19 protein-coding genes are annotated in these 20,692 nt (G+C 62.1%); 12 read left to right on the top strand and 7 right to left on the bottom strand.

Going from position 1 to position 20,692, the window contains the following annotated elements:
* The first annotated feature begins 52 nt into the window (after positions 1-52).
* From B0G73_RS27180 to B0G73_RS27145, 8 genes are all read left to right on the top strand, one after another.
* Complete coding sequence (locus B0G73_RS27180; RefSeq protein ID WP_106284273.1) at positions 53-1,150, top strand: YeiH family protein; 1,098 nt, start codon at positions 53-55, stop codon at positions 1,148-1,150.
* A 196-nt stretch (positions 1,151-1,346) separates the two neighbouring features.
* Positions 1,347-2,084, top strand: a complete 738-nt coding sequence (locus B0G73_RS27175) for a glutathione S-transferase (protein ID WP_106284272.1) — start codon at positions 1,347-1,349, stop codon at positions 2,082-2,084.
* A gap of 112 nt (positions 2,085-2,196) precedes the next feature.
* Positions 2,197-3,930 (top strand): ClcB-like voltage-gated chloride channel protein, encoded by a 1,734-nt coding sequence (locus tag B0G73_RS27170; RefSeq protein ID WP_106284389.1) that lies wholly within the window; start codon positions 2,197-2,199, stop codon positions 3,928-3,930.
* 163 nt (positions 3,931-4,093) lie between these two features.
* Positions 4,094-5,431 (top strand): C45 family peptidase, encoded by a 1,338-nt coding sequence (locus tag B0G73_RS27165; protein WP_106284271.1) that lies wholly within the window; start codon positions 4,094-4,096, stop codon positions 5,429-5,431.
* A gap of 300 nt (positions 5,432-5,731) precedes the next feature.
* Positions 5,732-5,986 (top strand): hypothetical protein, encoded by a 255-nt coding sequence (locus B0G73_RS27160; protein ID WP_106284270.1) that lies wholly within the window; start codon positions 5,732-5,734, stop codon positions 5,984-5,986.
* Between the two features lie 193 nt (positions 5,987-6,179).
* Positions 6,180-6,410 carry a DUF2795 domain-containing protein gene (locus B0G73_RS27155; protein WP_106284269.1) on the top strand — a complete coding sequence of 77 codons (231 nt, stop codon included), beginning with the start codon at positions 6,180-6,182 and terminating at the stop codon, positions 6,408-6,410.
* On the top strand, positions 6,407-7,291 hold the full coding sequence (locus tag B0G73_RS27150) for an AraC family transcriptional regulator (protein ID WP_106284268.1): 885 nt from the start codon (positions 6,407-6,409) through the stop codon (positions 7,289-7,291). Before B0G73_RS27155 ends, B0G73_RS27150 begins: the two co-directional genes overlap by 4 nt.
* Before the next feature lie 106 nt (positions 7,292-7,397).
* Positions 7,398-7,787, top strand: coding sequence for a cupin domain-containing protein (locus B0G73_RS27145; RefSeq protein ID WP_106284267.1), 390 nt, complete (start codon positions 7,398-7,400; stop codon positions 7,785-7,787).
* A 150-nt stretch (positions 7,788-7,937) separates the two neighbouring features.
* Here the strand turns inward: B0G73_RS27145 and B0G73_RS27140 are convergent, their stop codons facing one another.
* Complete coding sequence (locus B0G73_RS27140) at positions 7,938-8,996, bottom strand: LysR family transcriptional regulator (RefSeq protein ID WP_106284266.1); 1,059 nt, start codon at positions 8,994-8,996, stop codon at positions 7,938-7,940.
* A gap of 290 nt (positions 8,997-9,286) precedes the next feature.
* On the opposite strand from B0G73_RS27140, the gene B0G73_RS27135 reads away from it, so the two are divergent.
* The gene (locus B0G73_RS27135; protein ID WP_106284388.1) at positions 9,287-9,499 is read left to right on the top strand and encodes a hypothetical protein; all 213 of its coding nucleotides are present in this window, start codon (positions 9,287-9,289) and stop codon (positions 9,497-9,499) included.
* Between the two features lie 18 nt (positions 9,500-9,517).
* On the opposite strand, the gene B0G73_RS27130 is transcribed toward B0G73_RS27135, so the two are convergent.
* Positions 9,518-10,135 carry a TetR/AcrR family transcriptional regulator gene (locus B0G73_RS27130; RefSeq protein ID WP_106284265.1) on the bottom strand — a complete coding sequence of 206 codons (618 nt, stop codon included), beginning with the start codon at positions 10,133-10,135 and terminating at the stop codon, positions 9,518-9,520.
* A gap of 218 nt (positions 10,136-10,353) precedes the next feature.
* Between B0G73_RS27130 and B0G73_RS27125 the strand changes: the two genes are divergently transcribed.
* From B0G73_RS27125 to B0G73_RS27115, 3 genes are read left to right on the top strand one after another with little or no spacing between them, the layout of a single operon-like run.
* Positions 10,354-11,505 (top strand): efflux RND transporter periplasmic adaptor subunit, encoded by a 1,152-nt coding sequence (locus B0G73_RS27125; protein ID WP_106284264.1) that lies wholly within the window; start codon positions 10,354-10,356, stop codon positions 11,503-11,505.
* Positions 11,502-14,639: an efflux RND transporter permease subunit gene (locus tag B0G73_RS27120; protein ID WP_106284263.1), complete on the top strand. Its 3,138-nt coding sequence runs from the start codon at positions 11,502-11,504 to the stop codon at positions 14,637-14,639. Before B0G73_RS27125 ends, B0G73_RS27120 begins: the two co-directional genes overlap by 4 nt.
* Positions 14,640-14,641: 2 nt before the next feature.
* Entirely contained in the window at positions 14,642-16,177 is a 1,536-nt protein-coding gene (locus B0G73_RS27115) for an efflux transporter outer membrane subunit (protein WP_106284262.1), read from the top strand.
* Between the two features lie 803 nt (positions 16,178-16,980).
* Here B0G73_RS27115 and B0G73_RS27110 read toward each other — a convergent pair.
* The 5 genes from B0G73_RS27110 to B0G73_RS27100 all read right to left on the bottom strand — a co-directional run.
* Complete coding sequence (locus B0G73_RS27110; protein WP_106284261.1) at positions 16,981-17,232, bottom strand: PAAR domain-containing protein; 252 nt, start codon at positions 17,230-17,232, stop codon at positions 16,981-16,983.
* Between the two features lie 118 nt (positions 17,233-17,350).
* Complete coding sequence (locus B0G73_RS40160) at positions 17,351-17,971, bottom strand: hypothetical protein (RefSeq protein WP_146144241.1); 621 nt, start codon at positions 17,969-17,971, stop codon at positions 17,351-17,353.
* Entirely contained in the window at positions 17,940-19,484 is a 1,545-nt protein-coding gene (locus B0G73_RS27105) for a hypothetical protein (protein WP_258193456.1), read from the bottom strand. Before B0G73_RS27105 ends, B0G73_RS40160 begins: the two co-directional genes overlap by 32 nt.
* 51 nt (positions 19,485-19,535) lie before the next feature.
* Positions 19,536-20,285 carry a M23 family metallopeptidase gene (locus tag B0G73_RS41410; protein ID WP_258193455.1) on the bottom strand — a complete coding sequence of 250 codons (750 nt, stop codon included), beginning with the start codon at positions 20,283-20,285 and terminating at the stop codon, positions 19,536-19,538.
* A 3-nt stretch (positions 20,286-20,288) separates the two neighbouring features.
* Positions 20,289-20,692 (bottom strand): DUF2345 domain-containing protein (locus tag B0G73_RS27100; protein ID WP_146144240.1); only part of this gene is annotated, 404 nt, incomplete at its 5' end.

The raw sequence follows: 20,692 nt of genomic DNA, 5'->3' as shown, positions 1-20,692 counted from the left end.
ATTTAGGATTAGCCCCATCGAATCTTCGTCAGTCACAGAAAAGGGCTGCTTCATGTCCACCGCTCATCTCACTGCCTCCAGCACGACGCCCGCCGGGTTTTCCACCCGCGGGCAGCTCAACGGCGTTCTGTTCGTCGCGCTTTTCGCCGCTGCCGTCACGCGCATCGCCGCGATTCCCGCCATCGCCGGATTGGGCTTGAGCCCGCTGATCGTCGGCATCGTGGCCGGCGCCATTTACGGCAACGCCTTGCGCGATGGCATGCCCGCCAGTTGGGCGGCCGGCGTCAATTTCTCGGCGCGCAAGTTGTTGCGGATCGCGGTCGCCTTCTTTGGACTGCGCGTGAGCCTCCAGGAAATCGCTCAGGTCGGCGTGCCCGGTCTCGCGGAATCCGTTCTGATCGTGGTCAGCACGCTCGTGATCGGCACGTGGGCCGGCATGAAAATCATGAAGCTCGACCGCGACACGGCCTTGCTGACCGCCGCGGGCAGCGCGATCTGCGGCGCCGCCGCCGTGCTCGCCTTCGAATCGACGCTGCAATCGAAGCCGCATAAAAGCGCGATGGCGGTAGGCAGTGTTGTGCTGTTCGGCACGCTCTCGATGTTCCTCTACCCGATTCTGTTCAAGGCAGGCTGGCTGCATCTGGACACGGTCGGCGCGGGCCTCTTCTTCGGCGGCACGATCCATGAAGTGGCGCAGGTGGTCGGCGCGGCCAGCAACGTGAGCCCGGAAGCGGCGCACATTGCCACCATCGTGAAGATGACCCGCGTGATGTTGCTGGTGCCGGTGCTGCTGGTGGTCGGCATGTGGGTGAACCGCTCGGCGCGTCGCGATTCGGCTGCCGCCGGCGCGCAGGACGGCGCCCACGGCAACGCGCCGCGTAAGCTGGCGATTCCTTGGTTCGCGCTCGGCTTTCTCGCCTTCGTCGTGATCAACTCATTGCATGTGCTGCCGGAAGCCGCGACCAGCACGCTCAACACGCTGGACACCTTCGCGCTGACCATGGCCATGACCGCGCTCGGCATCGAAACGCGCATTGCGCAGATCCGGCAGGCCGGCCCCCGCGCACTGACCACCGGCTTCATTCTGTATGTGTGGCTGATTGCCGGCGGACTCGGAATTACATGGACTGTCCAGCACCTGTTCGGCTAGGCCGCCCTCGCCTTTAAACCCACCCCGCCGCGTGCGGGGTTTTGCGCATTCTGGAGACCCAAACTGCCCGCTCGCGCGGCATACTGGCTGCCAACGTTGTCAGCTCATGCAGCATGCCAAGGTGGGCCGCTTCCGCGCTGCGCTTCGCGCCCCGTCTTCGCGTCTGTGTCAATGCAACCGGAATGAGGATCGATTGATGAGCCTGGAACTTTACTATTGGGACGGCCTGCAAGGCCGCGGAGAATTCGTCCGGCTCGCGCTGGAAGAAGCCGGCGCCGACTACGTGGAAGTGGCGCGCGGCGAACCGTCCGACGGTCTCGGCACCAAGGCGATGATGTCGGTGATGAAGAGCAAGGACGAGCCGTATCCGCCGTTCGCGCCACCGTTTCTGAAAGACGGCGACCTGGTGATCGCGCAGACCGCCAACATCCTGTTCTATCTTGGCCCGCGGCTGAACCTCGCACCCACGGTGGAGAGCTTGCGCTATGTGGCCAACGGCCTGCAACTGACTATCGCGGACATGGTCACCGAGGCGCACGACACGCATCACCCGCTCGCCAGCGCGCTGTACTACGAAGACCAGAAAGACGCCGCCAAGGTGCGCGCGCATGACTTCATCGACAACCGCATTCCGAAGTTCATGTCGTACTTCGAGCGCGTGCTCAAACAGAATCCCGCCGGCGATCAGTTCATGGTGGGCGACGCGCTCACTTACGTCGACCTGTCGATGTTCCAGTTGATCGACGGCCTGCTGTACGCGTTTCCCCGCGCGCTCAAGCGATTCGGCGAGCACTACCCGCGGCTCGCCGCGTTACACGACGCGGTGATCGAGCGGCCGAACATCGCCGCGTATCTGCAGTCCGAGCGGCGCATCGAACACAACGAGGCCTGCATCTTCCGGCACTACCCGGAACTCGACAAGGCGGCGACTTGAGCCGCGCCTTCTTCACTCGTTCGCTCAACGTTGCCCGCCCGCCGTCCAAAGCGGGCGCGATGCTGTTACCGTGCGCGCTGTCCAACCCACTTTCACGCCCTGTACCGTCGACGTGCTTTCATTCCTGCTGAAGCTGCGCACCCGCGCCCAAGATCTGTTCCGCCTTTCCGACGCTCACACCATGCTGATCTGGTCGGTCGTGGTCGGCGTGGCGGGCGCCTTCGCTACCATTGGCTTTCGCGAGGGCATCGCGCTGCTGCAATTCGCGATCGTCGGCAAGTCCGGCAGTTTCGTCGAAATGGCGCGCGGCTTGCCGTGGACCGTGCGGATCTGGCTGCCCGCGGCAGGCGGCCTGATCGCCGGCTTCTTTCTGCTGATCGCGCGGCGTTACGAGGACAAATGCAATCACATCGATTACATGGAGGCGGTCGCGATCGGCGACGGCGTGGTGCCGGTCAAACTAAGCTTGTGGCGCAGCGTGTCGTCGCTGTTCACGATTTCGAGCGGTGGGTCGATCGGCCGCGAAGGTCCGATGGTGCAACTGGCGGCGCTCGCCGGTTCGCTGATCGGACGCTGGGTGCATTTCGATCCGCCCCGGCTGCGTCTGCTGGTGGCCTGCGGCGCGGCGGCCGGGATCACCTCGGCGTACAGCGCGCCGATCGCGGGCGCGTTTTTCGTCACGGAGATCGTGCTCGGCTCGATCGCCATGGAGAGCTTCGGGCCCGTGGTGGTGTCGGCGGTGGTCGCCAACATCACCATGCGTGAATTCGCCGGCTACAAGCCGCCGTACGAGATGCCGGTGTTTCCGCCGGTGGCCGGCCTTGAGGTGCTGCTGTTCGTCGCGCTCGGCGCGCTGTGCGGCGCGGCCGCGCCGCAGTTTCTGCGGCTGCTCGACGCGTCGAAGCAAAGCTTTCGCAAGCTGCCGGTGCCGCTGCCGTTGAGGCTCGCGCTCGGCGGCCTGGTGGTCGGCATTCTGTCGGTCTGGACGCCCGAGGTGTGGGGCAACGGCTACAGCGTCGTCAACTCGATCCTGCATTCGCCGTGGACGTGGACCGCGCTCGTCCTCGTGCTCGTCTTCAAGCTCGTCGCCACGGCGGCCACGGCGGGCTCCGGTGCGGTCGGCGGGGTGTTCACGCCGACGCTGTTCGTCGGCGCGGTGGTCGGCTCGCTGTTCGGCCAGGGCATGCACGCGCTGTGGCCGCACGGCACGTCGGCGCCGTTCGCGTACGCCATGGTCGGCATGGGCGCGTTCCTCGCGGGTGCGACCCAGGCGCCGCTGATGGCGATCCTGATGATCTTCGAGATGACCCTCAGCTATCAGGTCGTGCTGCCGCTGATGCTTTCCTGCGTGGTCGCCTATTTCGTGTCGCGCGCGATCGGCAAGACCTCCATGTACGAAATCACCCTGCGCCGCAATCACGAGGAACAGGAGCGCTCGCGACTGCGCGCCACGCAGATGCGCGAGCTGATCCGCCCCGCCGAAACCGTCGTGCCGCCCAATGCGACCGTGCAGGACATGACGCGCGTATTCCTCGAATATCCGGTGAAGTATCTCTACGTGGCGAACGAGTCCGGCGCGTTTCTCGGCGTGGTCGCTCTGAAGGACATCACCTCCGATCTGCTCGACGGCAGCGACACGTCCGCGAAGACCGCGGCGAACTATTTGCAGCCGCATTTCGACGTGCTCACGCCGGACATGCCGCTCGGCGTAGCGTTGCAGCATTTCCTCGCGTTCCAGGGTGAGCGCCTGCCGGTGATCGAAAGCGCCGCGCATCCCACGCTCGCCGGCGTGGTCTACAAAAGCTCGCTGCTCGACGCGTATTTCCGCATGAATCCGACGCGTTAGGCACCGCGCGCGATCCGCTCCAGGCCGCGGCCGCGCTCTCTTTGGGGCCCGTGCAAAGCGCGGCAAATTCTCTACAATGGACAGACCGCTGCGGCGAACGCCGGCAGCGCGCGTTACGCCAGAACGGGCGCACCGAGACGCCCGTCCTTCGATCGGAGCGAAGATGAGCGAACCGTCCCTCGATGCCGTGCGCCGCGACCAGGCAGGCTGGATTTTCCTGCATATCGAAGGCGAGCCGTACGATCGCGGCGAGCAGCACGGCCAGTTGCTCGCCAGCGAAATCCGCAACGCGATCCACACCGCCCGCTATCTCGCCAAATGGGACACCGGCGAAGATTTCGACACCTTCGTCAGCGCCGCGGTCTCCCAGTTCGCCAACAAACTCGACACCGAATTCGCCGACGAAATCCAGGGCATCGCCGACGGCGCGAAGCTGCCGTTCGCCGAAGTGCTGGCGTGGAACGGCTACATGGATCTGCTGCAAAGCTGGTGGCCGACCCACGCGTCGCAGAAGCAGCCGAACCTCGGCGTGAAGCCGTGGCGCGGACGGCGCGGGCACCACTGCAGCGCATTCATTGCCACCGGCCGCGCAACGCGCGACGGCCGGATCGTGATGGCGCACAACTCGTGGGACCGCTACGCCGCCGGCGACGCGTTCAACGTGATCTTCGACATCGTGCCCGACGAGGGCAACCGCATCCTGATGCAAGGGCTGCCCGGCTGCATTTCCAGTCTGACGGATTTCTGGGTCACCGCCGCCGGGCTGATGGTGACGGAAACCACCATCTCCAACTTCGCCGGCTACAACGCGGCGGGCGCGCCCGAGTTCTATCGCTCGCGGCGTGCGTCGCAGTACGCGAACAGCATCGGCGAATGGTGCGAAATGTTCGCGATCGCCAATAACGGCGGCTATGCGAACAGCTGGCTGCTGGGCGACGCCAAGACCGGCGAGATCGCGCGCTACGAACTGGGCCTGCACTTCTCCGGTTTCGAGAGCACCAAGGACGGTTTCTACAGCGGCTACAACACCGCGACCGACCTGAAGATCCGCAACCAGGAATGCCTCGGCGAAGGCGAAGACTATACAGACGTGCGCAAGAACGGCGCACGGCGCCTGCGCTTCATGCAGCTCGAGGAAATGCATCGCGGCAAGATCGACGTGGAACTGGCCAAGGAGATGATCGCCGATCATCACGACGTTTATCTCGACCGCAACGACAATCCATGCTCGCGCACCATCTGCGGGCATCTGGAACTGGACGACGCGCGCTTCGGCGGAACCGATCACGGGCCGTTCAATCCATGGGGCGCCAACGACGGCAAGGTGGTCGACAGTGAAATGGCGCGCGAGATGGCGTTCAGCGCGCGCTGGGGCCACCCTTGCGGGCGGCCGTTCGACGCGCAGGCGTTCATGAAGCGGCATCCGCAGTGGAACTGGCTGAATGGGTACATGCGCGACCGGCCTTCGTGGCCGTGGACGCGCTTTGACGTGCTGCGCTAGAGCCTCATCCATGGCGCCTGCCGCGCCGCAGCATTCGCGCCGCACGGCCGTTCGCGATGGCGCTGCTGCGCGGTCGCCGCGTTTCTGCCATTATCTGAAATCACAATACCGTTTTGCCGCAAACGTGCGCGCGATGCAGAATTTGCGCGCGTAAGATGGAAAGATGCGCGGTAGCCGCCGACCGTACACCTCGGCCACGCCGCGCAGAGCATGCGCCGTCCTTTCGACGCGGGGACGGCACAGCGCTTGCGGCACAGCATTTGCTCCACTGTCAGCGCCGCATGAGCTTAGGAGGTCGGGATGAAAACCTCGACGCTGTTGACCATGGTGACGCTGTCAGCCTCGTGTTTCGCCGCGCCGGTTCACACCGCGCCGGACAGCACGAACGCCAATAGTCTTGCCGAACGCGCTAACGCAGCACCCGTCGCCCCGGCGGCGCCGGATGTTGCCGCCACGGACAATAATCGTCCGCAACAATGGCAACATATCGCGCTGCCCAAGTCACGGCATCTCGATCGAAGCTTCACCGGACAGAACGAGCATTTGCAGACCTGACACCGGCATGTACGGAAGCGCGCGCGCGGGTTGCATACGTGAGACGTCACGACCCGTCAGCGGTGACGATGGCGTGCGCGGACGGGCACTTTTTCTCATGCGGCATACTGCAACTAGCGCGGCCTCTGGCGTTTCGTTCAGCGGCAACACTCACGTCCTCGTCACGTCCAACCGTATCAATAGGAGCGTTTGCATGACCGCATCGGCTATTCCCGGCGAATCGATTGACCTGCAGATCACCGATCTTCTGAGCGAAGTCCAATTTCCCACGTACAAGGACGCGCTGGTCGACGCCGCGCGCGAAGCCGGCGCGAGCAACGAAGTGCTGTCGATGCTCGATGGCCTGCCGGAACAGGATTACGCGGACGTCGCCTCCGTGACGCGCTACATCAGCGGCAATTACGGCCCGGGGCTCGGCGGATGAGCGAGGAACCGGCTTCATCGCCGGCGCGTTCCCTGCCGCTTTCGTCCACGCGGAACGGCCGCGGTTCCGACTGGATTTATCGCTCGCCGCAAACTGCCGGCGTGAGCGGCATCGAGCGGATCGAGGCGTTCTTTCACCAGGCCGGCTACGCGATGCATCGCCACGATACGTATGCGATCGGCCGCACGCTGTCCGGCGTGCAGAGCTTTCGCTATCGCGGCAGCACCCGCAACAGCTTGCCGGGCGGCACGATGGTGCTGCATCCCGACGAACCGCACGACGGCCAGGCCGGCACCGGCGACGGCTTCCACTACCGCATGATCTATGTCGATCCGGCGCTGTTCCAGCAGGCGCTCGGCGGCAAGCCGCTGCCGTTCCTGGAAGGAGGGCTGTCGAACGATCCGCGCCTGTTCGCCGCCACCGAAAGCCTGCTGCGCGCGATGGACAGCGCCATCGATCCGCTCGAACAGGACAGCGCGCTCTACGATCTTGCGGTCGCACTCGACACGGTGGCAGGCGCGCCGGATACACCGCGTCCGGTGGATTACCGCGCGGCAACGCTTGCGCGCGACTACCTGCTGGCCTCGCTCGATCGCGCCGTCACGCTCGATGAACTCGCAGCCGCGGCAGGCCGCGACCGCTGGAGTTTGTCGCGGGATTTTCGCGCATTGTTCGGCACCAGTCCGCATCGCTATCTGACCATGCGGCGACTCGATCTCGTGCGGCAACGGGTGCTCGCGGGCCTGTCGCTCGCCGACGCCTCGGCGGCAAGCGGCTTCGCCGATCAGAGCCACATGACGCGGCACTTCAAGCACACTTGGGGCGTCGCACCGGCGCAATGGCTGAAGATGCTCGGATCGTCGGGACCCGGCGCGCGCTGAGCGAAGGCGTTTTCGACGCACAGCCCGCGCGCACAAACGTTCAAGACCCGGCCACCCGCCGCGCCGTACGCTCCTGCCTGACATAACCGCTCAGGAGGAGCACTGCATGTCCGACGCACAGGTCACTCAACGGCCGTATCAGGCCATCAATTTCGCGGAAAAATTGCGGCTCTTCAACGACCAGTGGCAAGCACGCGTGGTCGCCGAAATGAACGACTATCAGTTCAAGCTGGTAAAAATCGAGGGGGATTTCATCTGGCATGAGCACGCTGACACCGACGAGACGTTCATCGTGCTCGAGGGACAACTGCGCATCGACATGCGCGATGGTTTCGTGCTGATTTCAGCGGGGGAAATGTTCGTGGTGCCGAAGGGCATCGAGCACAAGCCGTACGCCGAACACGAAGTGAAGCTGCTGCTGATCGAGCCCCGCGGCGTGAAGAATACCGGCGAGGAAGTCAGCGAACGGACGGCGGCAAACGACGTGTGGATTTGAAGCGTTAGCGCGGTTTCAGGGCGGCGCTGCCGAGCGAGACGCAGCGCCCAGCGCCGACAGGCATGCCGGCCAGTCCGCCATACCAACTGACGCCGCGCTTCAAAAGCCGACGCCTGCCGCGCCCGGCGTCAAAACGCCATCAAAACAGCATCAAAACGGCGATGAAGCCGCGATTCGCGAGCGCGCAGTCTTGTGCAAAGGACGCGCTGCGTCGGCAGTCAATTCGGGCACCGACAGGTCGTCGATATCCGCTGCAACGTCCGTCGCCCCGTTCGCGGAACGCACCGCCGTCACAGCACGCGGATCACCTGTCTGCTGCCCCGGCTGCTGAAAATACTCGACGAGGTGATCGATGAAGGTGCGCACCTTCGCCGGCAAATGCAGGCGGCTCGGATAAGCGATCGAGACTTCGATCTGCGGCAAACGGTATTCGCGTAGCAGCGGCACCAGCCGTCCGGACGCGAGGTCGCGGCCGATCAGATAGCTCGGCAGGATCGCCACGCCCATGCCCAGCAGCGCGAACTGCCTGAGCATCTCCGTATTGTTCGCGACGATCGCATTCGGCGGGCGCAGGCGGACTTCGCCATCCGGTCCGGTGAACACACGCTCCTCGCCGCCCTGCTCAGACGGACGGCTCAACCAGGGATGCGAGAGCAGATGCTCCGGCCGCGTCGGCGTGCCGTGCCGCGCCAGATAAGCGGGCGTCGCGCACACCGTCAGATAGCCGGTAGTGAGCCGTCGCGTGACGATGCTCGCGCTGCGCATGTGCCGCGCCACGAAAATGCCGACGTCGAAGCCCTCTTCCACCAGATCGACATGACGATCCGCGAGCGTGACGTCGGGAACGACATCCGGATAACGCGCGGCATAAGACTGCACCACGGGGGCGAGGCTGTGCAGCCCGAACACCACCGGCGCGACGATGCGCAAGGTGCCGACCGGCTCGTGATTGCGCGCCACCACCATCTGCTCCACGCCTTCCAGGTCGTCGAGAATGTGACGCACGCGCTCCAGATAGGTCGTGCCGGACTCGGTCAGCGACAGCCGGCGCGTGGTGCGATTGAGCAGGCGCGTGCCGAGACGCGCTTCCAGATCGGCGACGTGGCGCGTGACGACCGCCGTGGAAAGATCCAGCGCGCCGGCCGCGCCGACGAAACTGCCGAGGTCGGCCACTTTGACGAATACGCGCATCGACTGCAATTGGTTCATGGGACGACTCCTGCCTCGGTAAAGCCGGGCCGGCGCACGCCTCGCGCCTGTGTCGACCCGCGCGGCAAGGCGCGCGCGGGCTTGCCCAACGTTCCGATTGTATCGACCCGATCATGTCCCAACCCTGACCTGAACATGACAATTCGGACAGGTTTGCGAGGCGCCTGCGTCACGCTTGCAGGCTCATAACGCGCTTGACCGCGAGCATTATTGCGGATTTCGACTAGGTATAAACCCTAGTATTCTGGTACCATAGCGTCCGAATGGAAATCAATTGCAATCAAGCCGCCATGACACACCGTTTTCAGCTTCTCGAAAAAATCGCGTTCTCGCTGGTCTGCTGGTCCGCCGCGGCCTGCTCGGCTTTCATCGCCTATGAGCGTTGTCCGGACATCAAGGTGGTGCTGCACGTAGGCGAAGAAGTGCTGCGCTACAGCGGTCAATATTCGTATGTATGCGCCACGCCGGTGGTGGACACCTGCGCGCAATTGCCGACCAACTGATCGCGCGCTTCAACGCGCTTACGCATCGCGCCCGAACACCACGCGCGCGAAAAATCCCGCCAGCACCGCTTCAACTCTCTCCGCCGGCACGTTCTGCGGGTCGACCGTGTAGAAGAACTGCAAACCGTCGCACAAGCTCATCAAGCCGATCGCCAGCGTGTCCGGCGGCATCAGCATCGGCGTGCCGACCCGCGCCGAAAACTCGCGAATGTACGCGCCCAGTTGCTCGAGCTTGTCGTGCATGAACGCGTTGAAGCGAATCCGGAACCGGCCGTCGCGCACCGCGAGCAGCTTCGCCTCCGCCCACAGCAGGAAACACTTGTTCTCGCGATGCAGGTTGCTGTAGTAGCGCAGCACGCGCTCTTCCATTTCCTCGCGCGATGCCGCGTTCGCGAAGATGGCCTGCAGCCCTGCCTGCATGACCTCGTGATCGCGCCGCAATAGTTCAAGAAATAACTCGCTCTTGCTGCCGAAGTTCGAATAGAACGCGCCACGCGTATAGCCTGCCGCCGCCGCGATGTCTTCGACACTCGCCGCGACAAACCCTTTCTTCATAAAAATTGCTTGCGCAGCGTCGAGCAGACGCTCGCGCGTCTGGTCCTTGCTCTGCTCGCGTGTCAGTCGTTGCCGTTTCATGGGCGCAAGTCTAGCACCGAAAAGAATTCGAATTCACTCCAACATTCAAATACAGGTGTGTATTAGAATGCATCTCGTCATTCTGAATCAGTCGCGTATGCCAATTGCATGAACGGCCGGCGCGTCTTCGCTGGCGGGCCACTGCGGCTTGCCCTGTTCGTTCGCTGTCTCCAGTTGGGGTAATTGTGAAGCGTCCCGGTCTTCATGCATCGCCCGCGATGCGTCCGCAGTCCCATCAGCATCGTCATCGAGCGCGCCTGCGGCGCGCCGCGTCCGTGCTGGTTCTGGCCGGCGTCGTCACGCTGGCCGCGTGTTCGAAGCAGCAAGCCTCGGCGCCCGAGCCGCGTCCGGCGGTGGCCGTCGCCGTGCATGCGGACGGCAGCGGCACGCAGGCGGCATCCTTGCCCGGCGAGGTGCAGGCGCGCTATTCGACGCCGCTGTCGTTTCGCGTCGGCGGCAAGATCGTCGAGCGGCGCGTGCGTCTCGGCGATGTGGTGAAGAACGGGCAGATCGTCGCCCGCCTCGATCCGGCCGATCAGCAGAAGAGCGCCGCGAGCGCGCAGGCGCAACTCACCGCCGCGCAGCACGCTCTCGTGTATGCGAAGCAGCAACTCGATCGCGATCAGGCGCAGGCCAAAGAAAACCTGATCGCGCCCGCGCAGCTCGAACAGACCACCAATGCATACGCATCCGCGCTCGCGCAGCGCGATCAGGCCGCGCAGCAGGCGGCGTTATCGAAGGACCAGTTGCAATACACCACGCTCGCCGCCGATCACGCCGGCGTGATTACCGCCGAACAGGCCGACACGGGCCAGAACGTCTCCGCGGGCCAGGCCGTCTACAACCTCGCGTGGAGCGGCGACATCGACGTGGTATGCGACGTGCCGGAAAGCGCGCTCGCCGCGCTCTCGGTCGGGCAAACCGCCAACGTCACGCTCGCCGCGCTGCCGGGGCGCAAGTTCACCGCGCGCGTGCGCGAACTGTCGCCCGCCGCGGACCCGCAAAGCCGCACCTATCGCGCCAAACTCACGCTCGACAATCCCGGTCCGGACGTGCGCCTCGGCATGACCGCGGATATCGAACTCGCCGCGCCAGCTAACGCCTCGGCCAATCAGCACGGTTCGTTCACTGTGCCCGCCACGGCGTTGTTCCATGACGGCACGCAGCCCGCCGTGTGGATCGTGCGCGCCGCGGATAACGCGCTGGAACTGCGCCGCGTGACGGTTACGCGTTACAACGAACGCACCGTCGTGATCGGTCAAGGTCTCAAGGACGGCGAACGCGTCGTGCTGCAAGGCGTGCATACGGTGAGCGCCGGCGAAAAAGTCCGGGCGATCGCGCCGCTGCATCCCGAGGACTTCGCTTCATGAGCACCACGCATGAAGAAGGACGCTTCAACCTGTCCGCCTGGGCGCTGCGTCATCAGGCGCTGGTGGTTTTCCTGATCGCGCTCGCGACCGCTTTCGGCATCCTCGCTTATACGCGGCTCGCGCAGTCCGAAGATCCGCCCTTCACCTTCCGTGTGATGGTGATCCGCACCTTCTGGCCGGGTGCCACCGCGCGCCAGATGCAGGAACAGGTGACGGACCGCATCGGCCGCAAATTGCAGGAGACGCCCGCCATCGATTTCGTGCGCAGCTACTCGCGCCCCGGCGAATCGCTGATGTTCTTCTCGATGAAGGACTCGGCGCCGGTCAAGGACGTACCTGAGACCTGGTATCAGGTGCGCAAGAAAGTCGGCGATATTGCGGCGACCCTGCCGCAAGGCATTCAAGGCCCGTTTTTCAACGACGAGTTCGGCGACGTCTACACCAACATCTACACGCTCGAAGGCGACGGCTTCTCTGCCGCGCAACTGCACGACTACGCGGACCAGTTGCGCACGGTGCTGCTGCGCGTGCCGGGCGTCGGTAAAGTGGATTATTTCGGCGATCCGGACCAGCACATCTACATCGAGATCGCCAACACGCAACTCACGCGTCTCGGCATCTCGCCGCAGCAACTCGGCCAGGCGATCAACTCGCAGAACAGCGTCTCGCAAGCCGGCACGCTGACCACCGCCGACGACCGCGTGTTCGTGCGCCCCACCGGTCAGTTCAAAGACGTCAACGCGCTCGCCGACACGCTGATCCGCATCAACAACCGCTCGTTCCGTCTCGGCGATATCGCCACGATCAAGCGCGGCTACGACGACCCCGTCGCCACGCAAATGCGCGCCGGCGGCAAGGCCGTGCTCGGCATCGGCGTGACGATGCAGCCGGGTGGCGACGTGATTCGCCTCGGCAAGGCGCTCGATCAGCAGATGACGCAGTTGCGAAAAGCGCTGCCCGCCGGCTTGCAACTGGTCGAAGTGTCGAGCATGCCGGACGCGGTCGCGCATTCGGTCGACGACTTTCTCGAAGCCGTCGCCGAAGCAGTGGCGATCGTACTGGTGGTGAGTCTGGTTTCGCTAGGTGTGCGCACCGGCATGGTGGTCGTGATCTCGATCCCGGTGGTGCTAGCCGTCACCGCGTTGTGCATGTATCTGTTCGATATCGGTCTGCACAAGGTGTCGCTCGGCACGCTGGTGCTCGCGCTTGGACTGCTCGTCGACGACGCGATCATCGCCGTCGAGATGATGTCGGTGAAACTGGAGCAAGGCTGGAACCGCACGCGCGCGGCAGCGTATGCGTACACCAGCACCGCGTTTCCGATGTTGACCGGCACGCTCGTCACGGTCTCCGGTTTTCTGCCGATCGCGCTGGCCAAGTCGAGCACCGGTGAATACACGCGCTCGATTTTCGAAGTATCGGCGATCGCGCTGATCGCCTCGTGGCTCGCCGCGGTGGTGCTGATTCCGCTGCTCGGCTATCACCTGCTGCCCGAGCGCAAACGCGAGGTGCACGAAGCGCATTTGCCCGACGATCACGAGCACGATATCTATGACACGCGCTTCTACCGGCGCCTGCGCGGCTGGATCGGCTGGTGCATCGAGCGACGCTTCGTCGTTCTGGCCATCACCGTCGCGCTGTTCGTGCTGGCCATGGCGGGTTTCACGCTGGTGCCGCAACAGTTCTTCCCGAGTTCGGACCGTCCCGAGTTGCTGGTGGACGTACGCCTGCCCGAAGGCGCGTCGTTCGAAGCCACGCTGCGCCAGGCACAGCGGCTCGAAAAAGCGCTGGTGGGCCGCCCGGAAATCGATCATACGGTCGACTTCGTCGGCACCGGCGCGCCGCGTTTCTATCTGCCGCTCGATCAGCAATTGCAGCAGCCCAATTTCGCGCAGTTCGTGATCACGGCGAAGTCGGTAAAGGATCGCGAGAAACTCGCGCAATGGCTCGAACCGGAATTGCGCAACAACTTTCCGGCGATTCGCACGCGCCTGTCGCGGCTCGAAAACGGACCGCCCGTCGGCTATCCGGTGCAGTTCCGCGTGAGCGGCGACGACATCGCCACCGTGCGCTCGATCGCCGAGCGCGTCGCCGCAACCATGCGCGCGGACCGCGGCACCAGCAACGTCCAGTTCGACTGGGACGAACCCGCCGAGCGCTCGGTGCGCTTCGAAGTCGATCAGAAAAAAGCGCGCGAACTGGGCGTCAGTTCCGACGACATTTCGAGCTTCCTCGCGATGACGCTCTCCGGCTACACCGTCACGCAGTACCGCGAACGCGACAAACTGATCAGCGTCGATCTGCGCGCGCCGAAGGCCGAGCGTGTCGACCCCGCGCAACTCGTTACACTGGCCATTCCCACGCCTAATGGCCCCGTGCCGCTCGGCACGCTCGGCCATTTGCGCAACGACCTCGAGTACGGCGTGATCTGGGAACGCGACCGTCAACCGACCCTCACCGTTCAGTCCGACGTCGCGCCCGGCGCGCAAGGCATCGACGTCACGCATGCGGTGGACAAAGCGCTGGGCCCGATTCGCGCGACACTGCCGGTCGGCTACCGGATCGAAATCGGCGGCTCGGTCGAGGAAAGCGGCAAAGGTCAGACCTCGATCAATGCGCAGATGCCGATCATGATCATCGCCGTACTGACGCTGCTGATGATCCAGCTGCAAAGTTTCGCGCGCGTGCTGATGGTCGTGCTGACCGCCCCGCTCGGCTTGATCGGCGTGGTGCTCACGCTGCTGCTGTTCGGTCAGCCGTTCGGCTTTGTCGCGATGCTCGGCGTGATCGCGATGTTCGGCATCATCATGCGCAACTCGGTGATTCTGGTCGACCAGATCGAGCAGGACATTGCGTCGGGACATAAGCGTTTCGACGCGATTGTCGGCGCGACCGTGCGGCGCTTCCGGCCGATCACGCTGACCGCGGCGGCCGCCGTGCTTGCGCTGATTCCGCTGTTGCGCTCGAACTTCTTCGGACCGATGGCCACCGCGCTGATGGGCGGCATTACGAGCGCCACGATCCTCACGCTGTTCTATCTGCCCGCGCTCTACGCCGTGTCGTTCCGCGTGCGTGCCGATGAACGCGAGCCGCAGGCGCCGTCCGCGTCCGGCACGACGCATACGGGGAATTGAGCATGATTACTTTCGCACTTTCCCGATCCGCGCGTATCTCGGCGCTCACCGGCATGGCATGCGCACTCGCCGCCTGTTCGTTCGGGCCGAGCGGCGAACCGCCCGCCATGCCGCAGCCGGCGCACTACGGCGCCGAAGCGCAGCCGACGCAAACCGTGCCCGCGCAAGGCATCACGCAGCAATTCGTGGTCGGCGCGAAGCCGGTGCCCGAATGGTGGAAGCTGTATCGATCCGACGCGCTGAACGCGTTGGTCGATGAAGGCCTGCGCAACAGCCCGACGCTCGCCGCGACCGACAAGAGCCTCGCCGCCGCGCGCGAGCAACTGCGCGCGCAGATCGGCAGTTCGATGCTGCCGACCATCGATGCCGGCGGCCAGGTCACGCGCAATCGCGCGCTGGCGATCCCCGAGATCGGACCGAACACGTTTCTGTACAACATCTTCGTCGGTCAGTTGCAGGCGCACTATACGTTCGACCTGTTCGGCGCGGCGCGCCTCGCCGACGCGGCGCTCGCCGCGCGCGTCGACGTGCAGGCGTATCAGTTCGACGCCGCGCGGCGGGCGCTGGCCGCCAACATCGTGAGCGCGGCCATCACCAGTGCCGCGTTGCGCGCGCAGATCGAGACGACGGAAAGGCTTGTGACGATCGCCAACGATCAGGCGCGCGACACGCAGCGGCGTTATGCATTGGGGGCCGTCTCGCACGCCGATCAGTTGAGCGCGCAACAAAGCGCCGCGAGTCTGTCCGCGAGTTTGCCGGGCCTGAAGCAGCAGTGGCTCACAACGCGCCATGCGTTGGCGGTGCTGCTCGGCCGCACGCCGGATGCCGCACCGGACGATCTCGAACTCGCGCAGTTGCATGTGCCTGAGCAGGTGCCCGTGGTGGTGCCGTCGGAACTGCTGCGCTCGCGTCCCGACATCCAGGCCGCTGATGCCGCCTTGAAAGCCGCGGCGGCCGATGTCGGCGTGGCCACCGCGCAGATGTTCCCGAGCCTGTCGCTGAGCGCGTCGATGGGACAAGGCGGCTTTAGCTGGCCGGTCGCGCTTTCCGGCGCGGGGGCGATCTGGAGCATCGGTGCGTCGCTGTCGCAGCCGCTGTTCCACGGCGGCGCCCTGTTCGCGCAACGGCGCGCGGCGGTCGATACCTACGACGCCACCGTCTCGCAGTACAAACAGACGGTGCTGGCCGCGTTCCAGAACGTCGCCGACACGCTTGCCGCGCTCGAGCACGACTCGCAGGCGCTGGACGCGGCGAATGTCGCCGCGCGCTCGGCGCAAGGCATCTTCGACGAGACCTCCGGCCGCTACCGGCTCGGCGCGTTGCCTATTACGTCGGCACGTTCAAGCGAGCAGCAGTTCCGCAACGCGCAGCTCGATGAGATCCGCTATACGAGCGCGCGTTTGACGGATACAGCGGCGTTGTTCCAGGCGATGGGGAATCCGCCGGTGGGGTCGGCGGCGGATTCCGCAACTGCAGCGACCGCGGCTTCGGCTTCGCCGTCGGCCGCTCCGGCGGCGAACCCGGGTGTTGTCGATTAGCTAAACCTGGGATTCCGTACTGGTCGCTGCAAACTTATCCCCACTTTTTGTTGAAGAGCCTGTTGAAAACTATCTGACAAGCAGGCTAACGGCTTGAACGCATGGGGATTTGTGTGTGCGGTACGGAATGAACCAGCCGGCGTTGAACAATGGCTCTTTCACGAAACGAAGACCCTGGGAGGCCTCGACGTTATCCCCAGTTTGTGTTGACAGCGTTGTTGATAACTCCGGGGCTACCCGCTTAAGTGCTTGACGCGAATGGGTTTGTTACTTGAGATGCCGGTGGATGCAGCAACGTCGGGCGCCGTGGGAATGACCGGCGGCGCTGCAGGTTATCCACAGATTGTGTTCGCAAATCCGTGGATAAGTCTCTCCCCACAGCGCTGAACCCCACGCCATAATGCTTTGCGGGCCATGTGATGGGAAATTGAGCATTCCCCGCAGGCCGCCAAACATCGTTCCCCACGTTTCCCCATACGCTACGGCGCGGGGAAACTGCCTTTCCCCTCAATGGGAAAAGGCCGACATATTAGACATGTGTTTTTGTACAGCATTCGAGCTAACGGCGATCCCTAACGGGAGCTAACACGGCAAGTGACTTGTTTAAATTCGGACAGGTGAGTTGTCCATGCTGCGGTGTGGGCGCATGGGGACGACATGGATTTTCCCCACGGAGTCTGGTGATAGGGCTCCTTCGCAATCCACAGGCGTAACAGCCTGATAGTGTCTGGGTTCGTCACAATCACGTCCTGTAATTCCTTCGTCGTGTATCCACGCCGCAGGAAACGGCGTGGATATACCAGCTACACGATGCTGGATATAAGGCTGCAACCGCACGTTGCGTGATGGCCCTGACGCGCAACGGGGACGCCGTGATCCGTTATCCTGTCGTCGCCCTCAACAATGACGTTGGGCACCACCTCGGGGTGAAGCGGACAGGTCACTTCGTCGCCCTTGCGGGCCACGCGCAAGCCGCCATAGCGCATGACTTCTGAGGCGGTGATAACTTCGCCCCCGTGGTCGGTGGTGTCACCGAGTCGGATGAGATCGGTCACGGATTTGTTCCTTGCACATTGCTCAACATTTTTGTGCTTGCCGTTTTACTTGGACAATACACTGGGATTGGATGCAGACTCACTCATTGCGGAACTCCGAGTTCTCCGGCAGCCCTTATTACTGAACCATGGATTCATTCTTCATCGGAGCAACTTTAGATGATATGCGCTTGCCGTTGCTAAAACGATCAACATAAGAAAATGCCTCACCTGTTGCCGTATCGCAATACGTTCCAGCGCGCTCTAATAAATTAAGCTTCCCGCCCTTATTTATGGAATACCGTTCACTCCAGTTTTCACAAGCACTTTCATGAAAACAAGCGCCGACAATTTGGTGCCTCTTCAAGTCTGCCTGAATGCACGGCAAAGCACTTAATCGCCTGGAATAAACATACTTTTTCACCGAAAAATTGAATAAATACACATCATAGAACTCTTGACTCGCCCCTCTGGATGAAAGTATTTTTAAATCAGGATGACCATCGAAGTTAAGGTCCTCCCAGGATATATCTTTCTTGTTCACATCACGATTTAACCAAATGGTCTGCTTTGTTTCTGCTGTGATGACGCGGAGTTCCCGTCCCGACAATGTTATTCCCGAAGCAGCAACTTCCTTCGCTAACACTAGCCCGTTTTGACGAAGAACGACTTGCGTTACGATCATAAAAATTATTTTTAAAGAACGCTGTCGCGAAACTTTAAAGAGATCAATGGCTTTTTTGAGTGTATGCTTTTTCATAGTCAATGATAGTATCAGTAGTCTTTGCAAGCGCAGAAAGAAAGACATTTGTTCGCGGCACAAGTCCGTTCATAGGTCCGGTACTATTTGGATTTCCAGTATTGACTGCGCGGGCCGCCCTTTCAAATTGAGGGCACACACGAAAATCAATGCTCTCGGGATGAGATCTGCAAGATTTTTGATGGTAATCATAATTGTCGCAAACATTTTCGAGCCGCGAGTTGGAAACGACTGGAACAATGTCGGATTCGACATTTATATTATGTGCCGACTGCACTTCCTTCGCGCAAGTAACCCAGTAAAATCCGGCTGAATCGCAGGCGACATCTCTATCCGTTTCAAGTCTATCGCGATATGCCGTTGCTGGACCACTCCAGCCCTTGTAGCGCCCATACTTCGTATAATTCGCCTCAAAAGTAAGTTGGATAACCCCGCGACCACACCATGGGGCGTAGGTGGCATGTGCTCCGCCGACCTCGGCAGTTGTGGAAAGGTAAATCGTTTCTTGAATCGCATTTCCCAAGAAATACGCCACCCTTAATCCGCTGGTCGAAATTGAGTATTTTCTTAAAGTCGAATTTAAATGTCGCACAAAAAGGTTTGCCCGTTGCAGTGCTCTGGCCCAAGGTATCGTCCCAGTTGGATATGTTCGATGATGCGAGGCGTCTTTAGTCTCGTCAATAATTTGACGCGGTATACATTGAGCCAGCTCAGATGCGGACAGCCATCCGCATTTTCTGAAATGTCGAATGAATGCAAGTGGATGAAAAAACCAGAATTCCTTTCCGCCTGCCAGCGATGGCACGTGATCCATGAACTGGATTTTATTCAAAAAACCTAAAAACCTGTCGTAGCCGTCGGGGTCCGTATCCTTGCACTTGCCAAAATAACCATCGGGCTTGTTCAGATCCCTATAACGCAGGTCATTGTTGGCTGAATCCCACTCGCTTTTTGTATGGCACACCAGGCCGGAGAGACCAGTTTGCACACTATCGTTGCCCTGCACGTAGGAAGAGAGCTGTTCATCGAGGCTGAAGGTTGAATCACTCTGAGAAGCATCAAACGCGGTTGCGGTTGCGTCGCCAACAAGCTGCCGCAGCTTGCGGTAACTGAACAGACCATCCGCATCGAGCGGCGCGTTTTCACTACTTATCTTCTGCCAGCCGGTGAAGAATGGAAAGTCCGCATCCGAAAGTTTGACGATGGATGTCCTGTTGATATCCACGTAGCCTTGCGTACCGTTTGCGTCGAAGGGCACCGCGACCCATGTTGTTCTATCCGAGGCGGAGACAAGCGTCGGAGAATCGGCCAGAATGCGCCCGAAGCGCAGCAGTTCGTACCCGTCGCTCGGACATGTTGGATACAACGCCATCGCACGCTCATAGAGCTTGTACTCATAGTCGTTGTATCGCTCCCTTAAGGGCTGGGCTGTCAGTTGTACGCATCGGCCGTCGCCGTTTTCATCCATCCAGGCGCGCGCGTAACGCTGGCCCTTGTGGAAATAGGCCTCCACATACAGTTTGCTGCTTTCCTTTGGAAGCCTTCCCGCATTCAGCCTTGGAAACTAGGCTTCGTCATGCGGTGTGCCTGGCCGGTCCAGAAATTCTACTGTGGCAGGGATCACATAATAGGCATGACCCCACCAGTCTTTCGAACTGGGCTGAACCGGAGTATTTTCCCCAAGCTGGACTGTATGACCAGTCTGCTGAAACCAGGCAGTGAAATCATCCCCGGTCATAAAGATTTCGAAGTGCAAGTGCCATAGCCCTTGCGATTGCCCCCAATGACCGAGGATGTCCTTGCGATAGACCTTCCTGCCATTGCCCTCTTTGACACCATCGCCAGCTTCAAGCAGCCACGCCGCGAGCGCGAAGGGCGAAGCGTGCGACGACGGATTCGCTGGTAGCGGTGCGATTAGCGCATGCTGCGCCGTAAGATCCAACAAGTGCATATACAGCGAATAAAAGGTTATCGTGCGCCCGTCTCCCGTGTCGGTGACATGACGAAGTAGCACGAATCCATTGTTAGTATTCAGTGCCTCCTGGCCTGTCGCGTCATCTATATGTCCGTCGGAAATGGGATTCTGGCTAACGCGATAGGCGATCACTTCGCCATCTGCGATGGCCCGCACAGGTTCATCTCGGGTGCCTGGCACAAGATGGATGCCACCGTGCCAGCGACGATCGAATGTCACAGGGAAGACACCGTGATAGCCCGGTTCGTATGCTTCGACCGCGGTCATCATCGCATCAGTGTCGGTATCGTCGCCGGAATTGAGCGCCGACTGCGGCAGGAAGGGTGGGCTGATAATCATAAGTTAGCGAGATTTAGGGTACAGACTTGTCGTTTTCAGGTTGCCTTGAGGCATGGTGGATAACGGCATCCGCTTCGAATCCGGCCCCGGCACATCCCAGCTCACCCCCTTCTCCAGAATCACCCCCGGCGAGCCGTTAATAATCCCGCTGCCGTTGATCTGGATATACGACCCACCCGCGCCGATCCAGACTTCCTTCGACGCGGTGATGACGACCTTGCCATCCGTGCTGGTGACCGTGATGTCCTTCAGGGCCGCGAGCGCCATCTGGTCGCTCTGCGCCTGGATATCGACGCGGCCTTTCGCGGCGACCAGTTTCAGCCCAAGCTGGTAGGCGAACATCGAGATCGCACCGCGCACCGACGCGAACAGTGAGCGCCCCGCCGACACGCTCACGTCGCGACCTG

Source organism: Paraburkholderia sp. BL25I1N1, assembly GCF_003002025.1.
Lineage (GTDB): Bacteria > Pseudomonadota > Gammaproteobacteria > Burkholderiales > Burkholderiaceae > Paraburkholderia.
The sequence above is the reverse complement of the archived record's forward strand: the minus strand, read 5'-3'. Positions and strand labels throughout refer to the sequence as shown.

Excerpts from the sequence above, each read along its gene's own strand:
- B0G73_RS27180 (WP_106284273.1), top strand. The coding sequence starts at position 53 with ATGTCCACCGCTCATCTCACTGCCTCCAGCACGACGCCCGCCGGGTTT.
- B0G73_RS27175 (WP_106284272.1), top strand. The coding sequence starts at position 1,347 with ATGAGCCTGGAACTTTACTATTGGGACGGCCTGCAAGGCCGCGGAGAA.
- B0G73_RS27165 (WP_106284271.1), top strand. The coding sequence starts at position 4,094 with ATGAGCGAACCGTCCCTCGATGCCGTGCGCCGCGACCAGGCAGGCTGG.
- B0G73_RS27160 (WP_106284270.1), top strand. The coding sequence starts at position 5,732 with ATGAAAACCTCGACGCTGTTGACCATGGTGACGCTGTCAGCCTCGTGT.
- B0G73_RS27155 (WP_106284269.1), top strand. The coding sequence starts at position 6,180 with ATGACCGCATCGGCTATTCCCGGCGAATCGATTGACCTGCAGATCACC.
- B0G73_RS27150 (WP_106284268.1), top strand. The coding sequence starts at position 6,407 with ATGAGCGAGGAACCGGCTTCATCGCCGGCGCGTTCCCTGCCGCTTTCG.
- B0G73_RS27145 (WP_106284267.1), top strand. The coding sequence starts at position 7,398 with ATGTCCGACGCACAGGTCACTCAACGGCCGTATCAGGCCATCAATTTC.
- B0G73_RS27140 (WP_106284266.1), bottom strand. The coding sequence starts at position 8,996 with ATGAACCAATTGCAGTCGATGCGCGTATTCGTCAAAGTGGCCGACCTC.
- B0G73_RS27135 (WP_106284388.1), top strand. The coding sequence starts at position 9,287 with ATGACACACCGTTTTCAGCTTCTCGAAAAAATCGCGTTCTCGCTGGTC.
- B0G73_RS27130 (WP_106284265.1), bottom strand. The coding sequence starts at position 10,135 with ATGAAACGGCAACGACTGACACGCGAGCAGAGCAAGGACCAGACGCGC.
- B0G73_RS27125 (WP_106284264.1), top strand. The coding sequence starts at position 10,354 with ATGCGTCCGCAGTCCCATCAGCATCGTCATCGAGCGCGCCTGCGGCGC.
- B0G73_RS27120 (WP_106284263.1), top strand. The coding sequence starts at position 11,502 with ATGAGCACCACGCATGAAGAAGGACGCTTCAACCTGTCCGCCTGGGCG.
- B0G73_RS27115 (WP_106284262.1), top strand. The coding sequence starts at position 14,642 with ATGATTACTTTCGCACTTTCCCGATCCGCGCGTATCTCGGCGCTCACC.
- B0G73_RS40160 (WP_146144241.1), bottom strand. The coding sequence starts at position 17,971 with ATGAAAAAGCATACACTCAAAAAAGCCATTGATCTCTTTAAAGTTTCG.
- B0G73_RS41410 (WP_258193455.1), bottom strand. The coding sequence starts at position 20,285 with ATGATTATCAGCCCACCCTTCCTGCCGCAGTCGGCGCTCAATTCCGGC.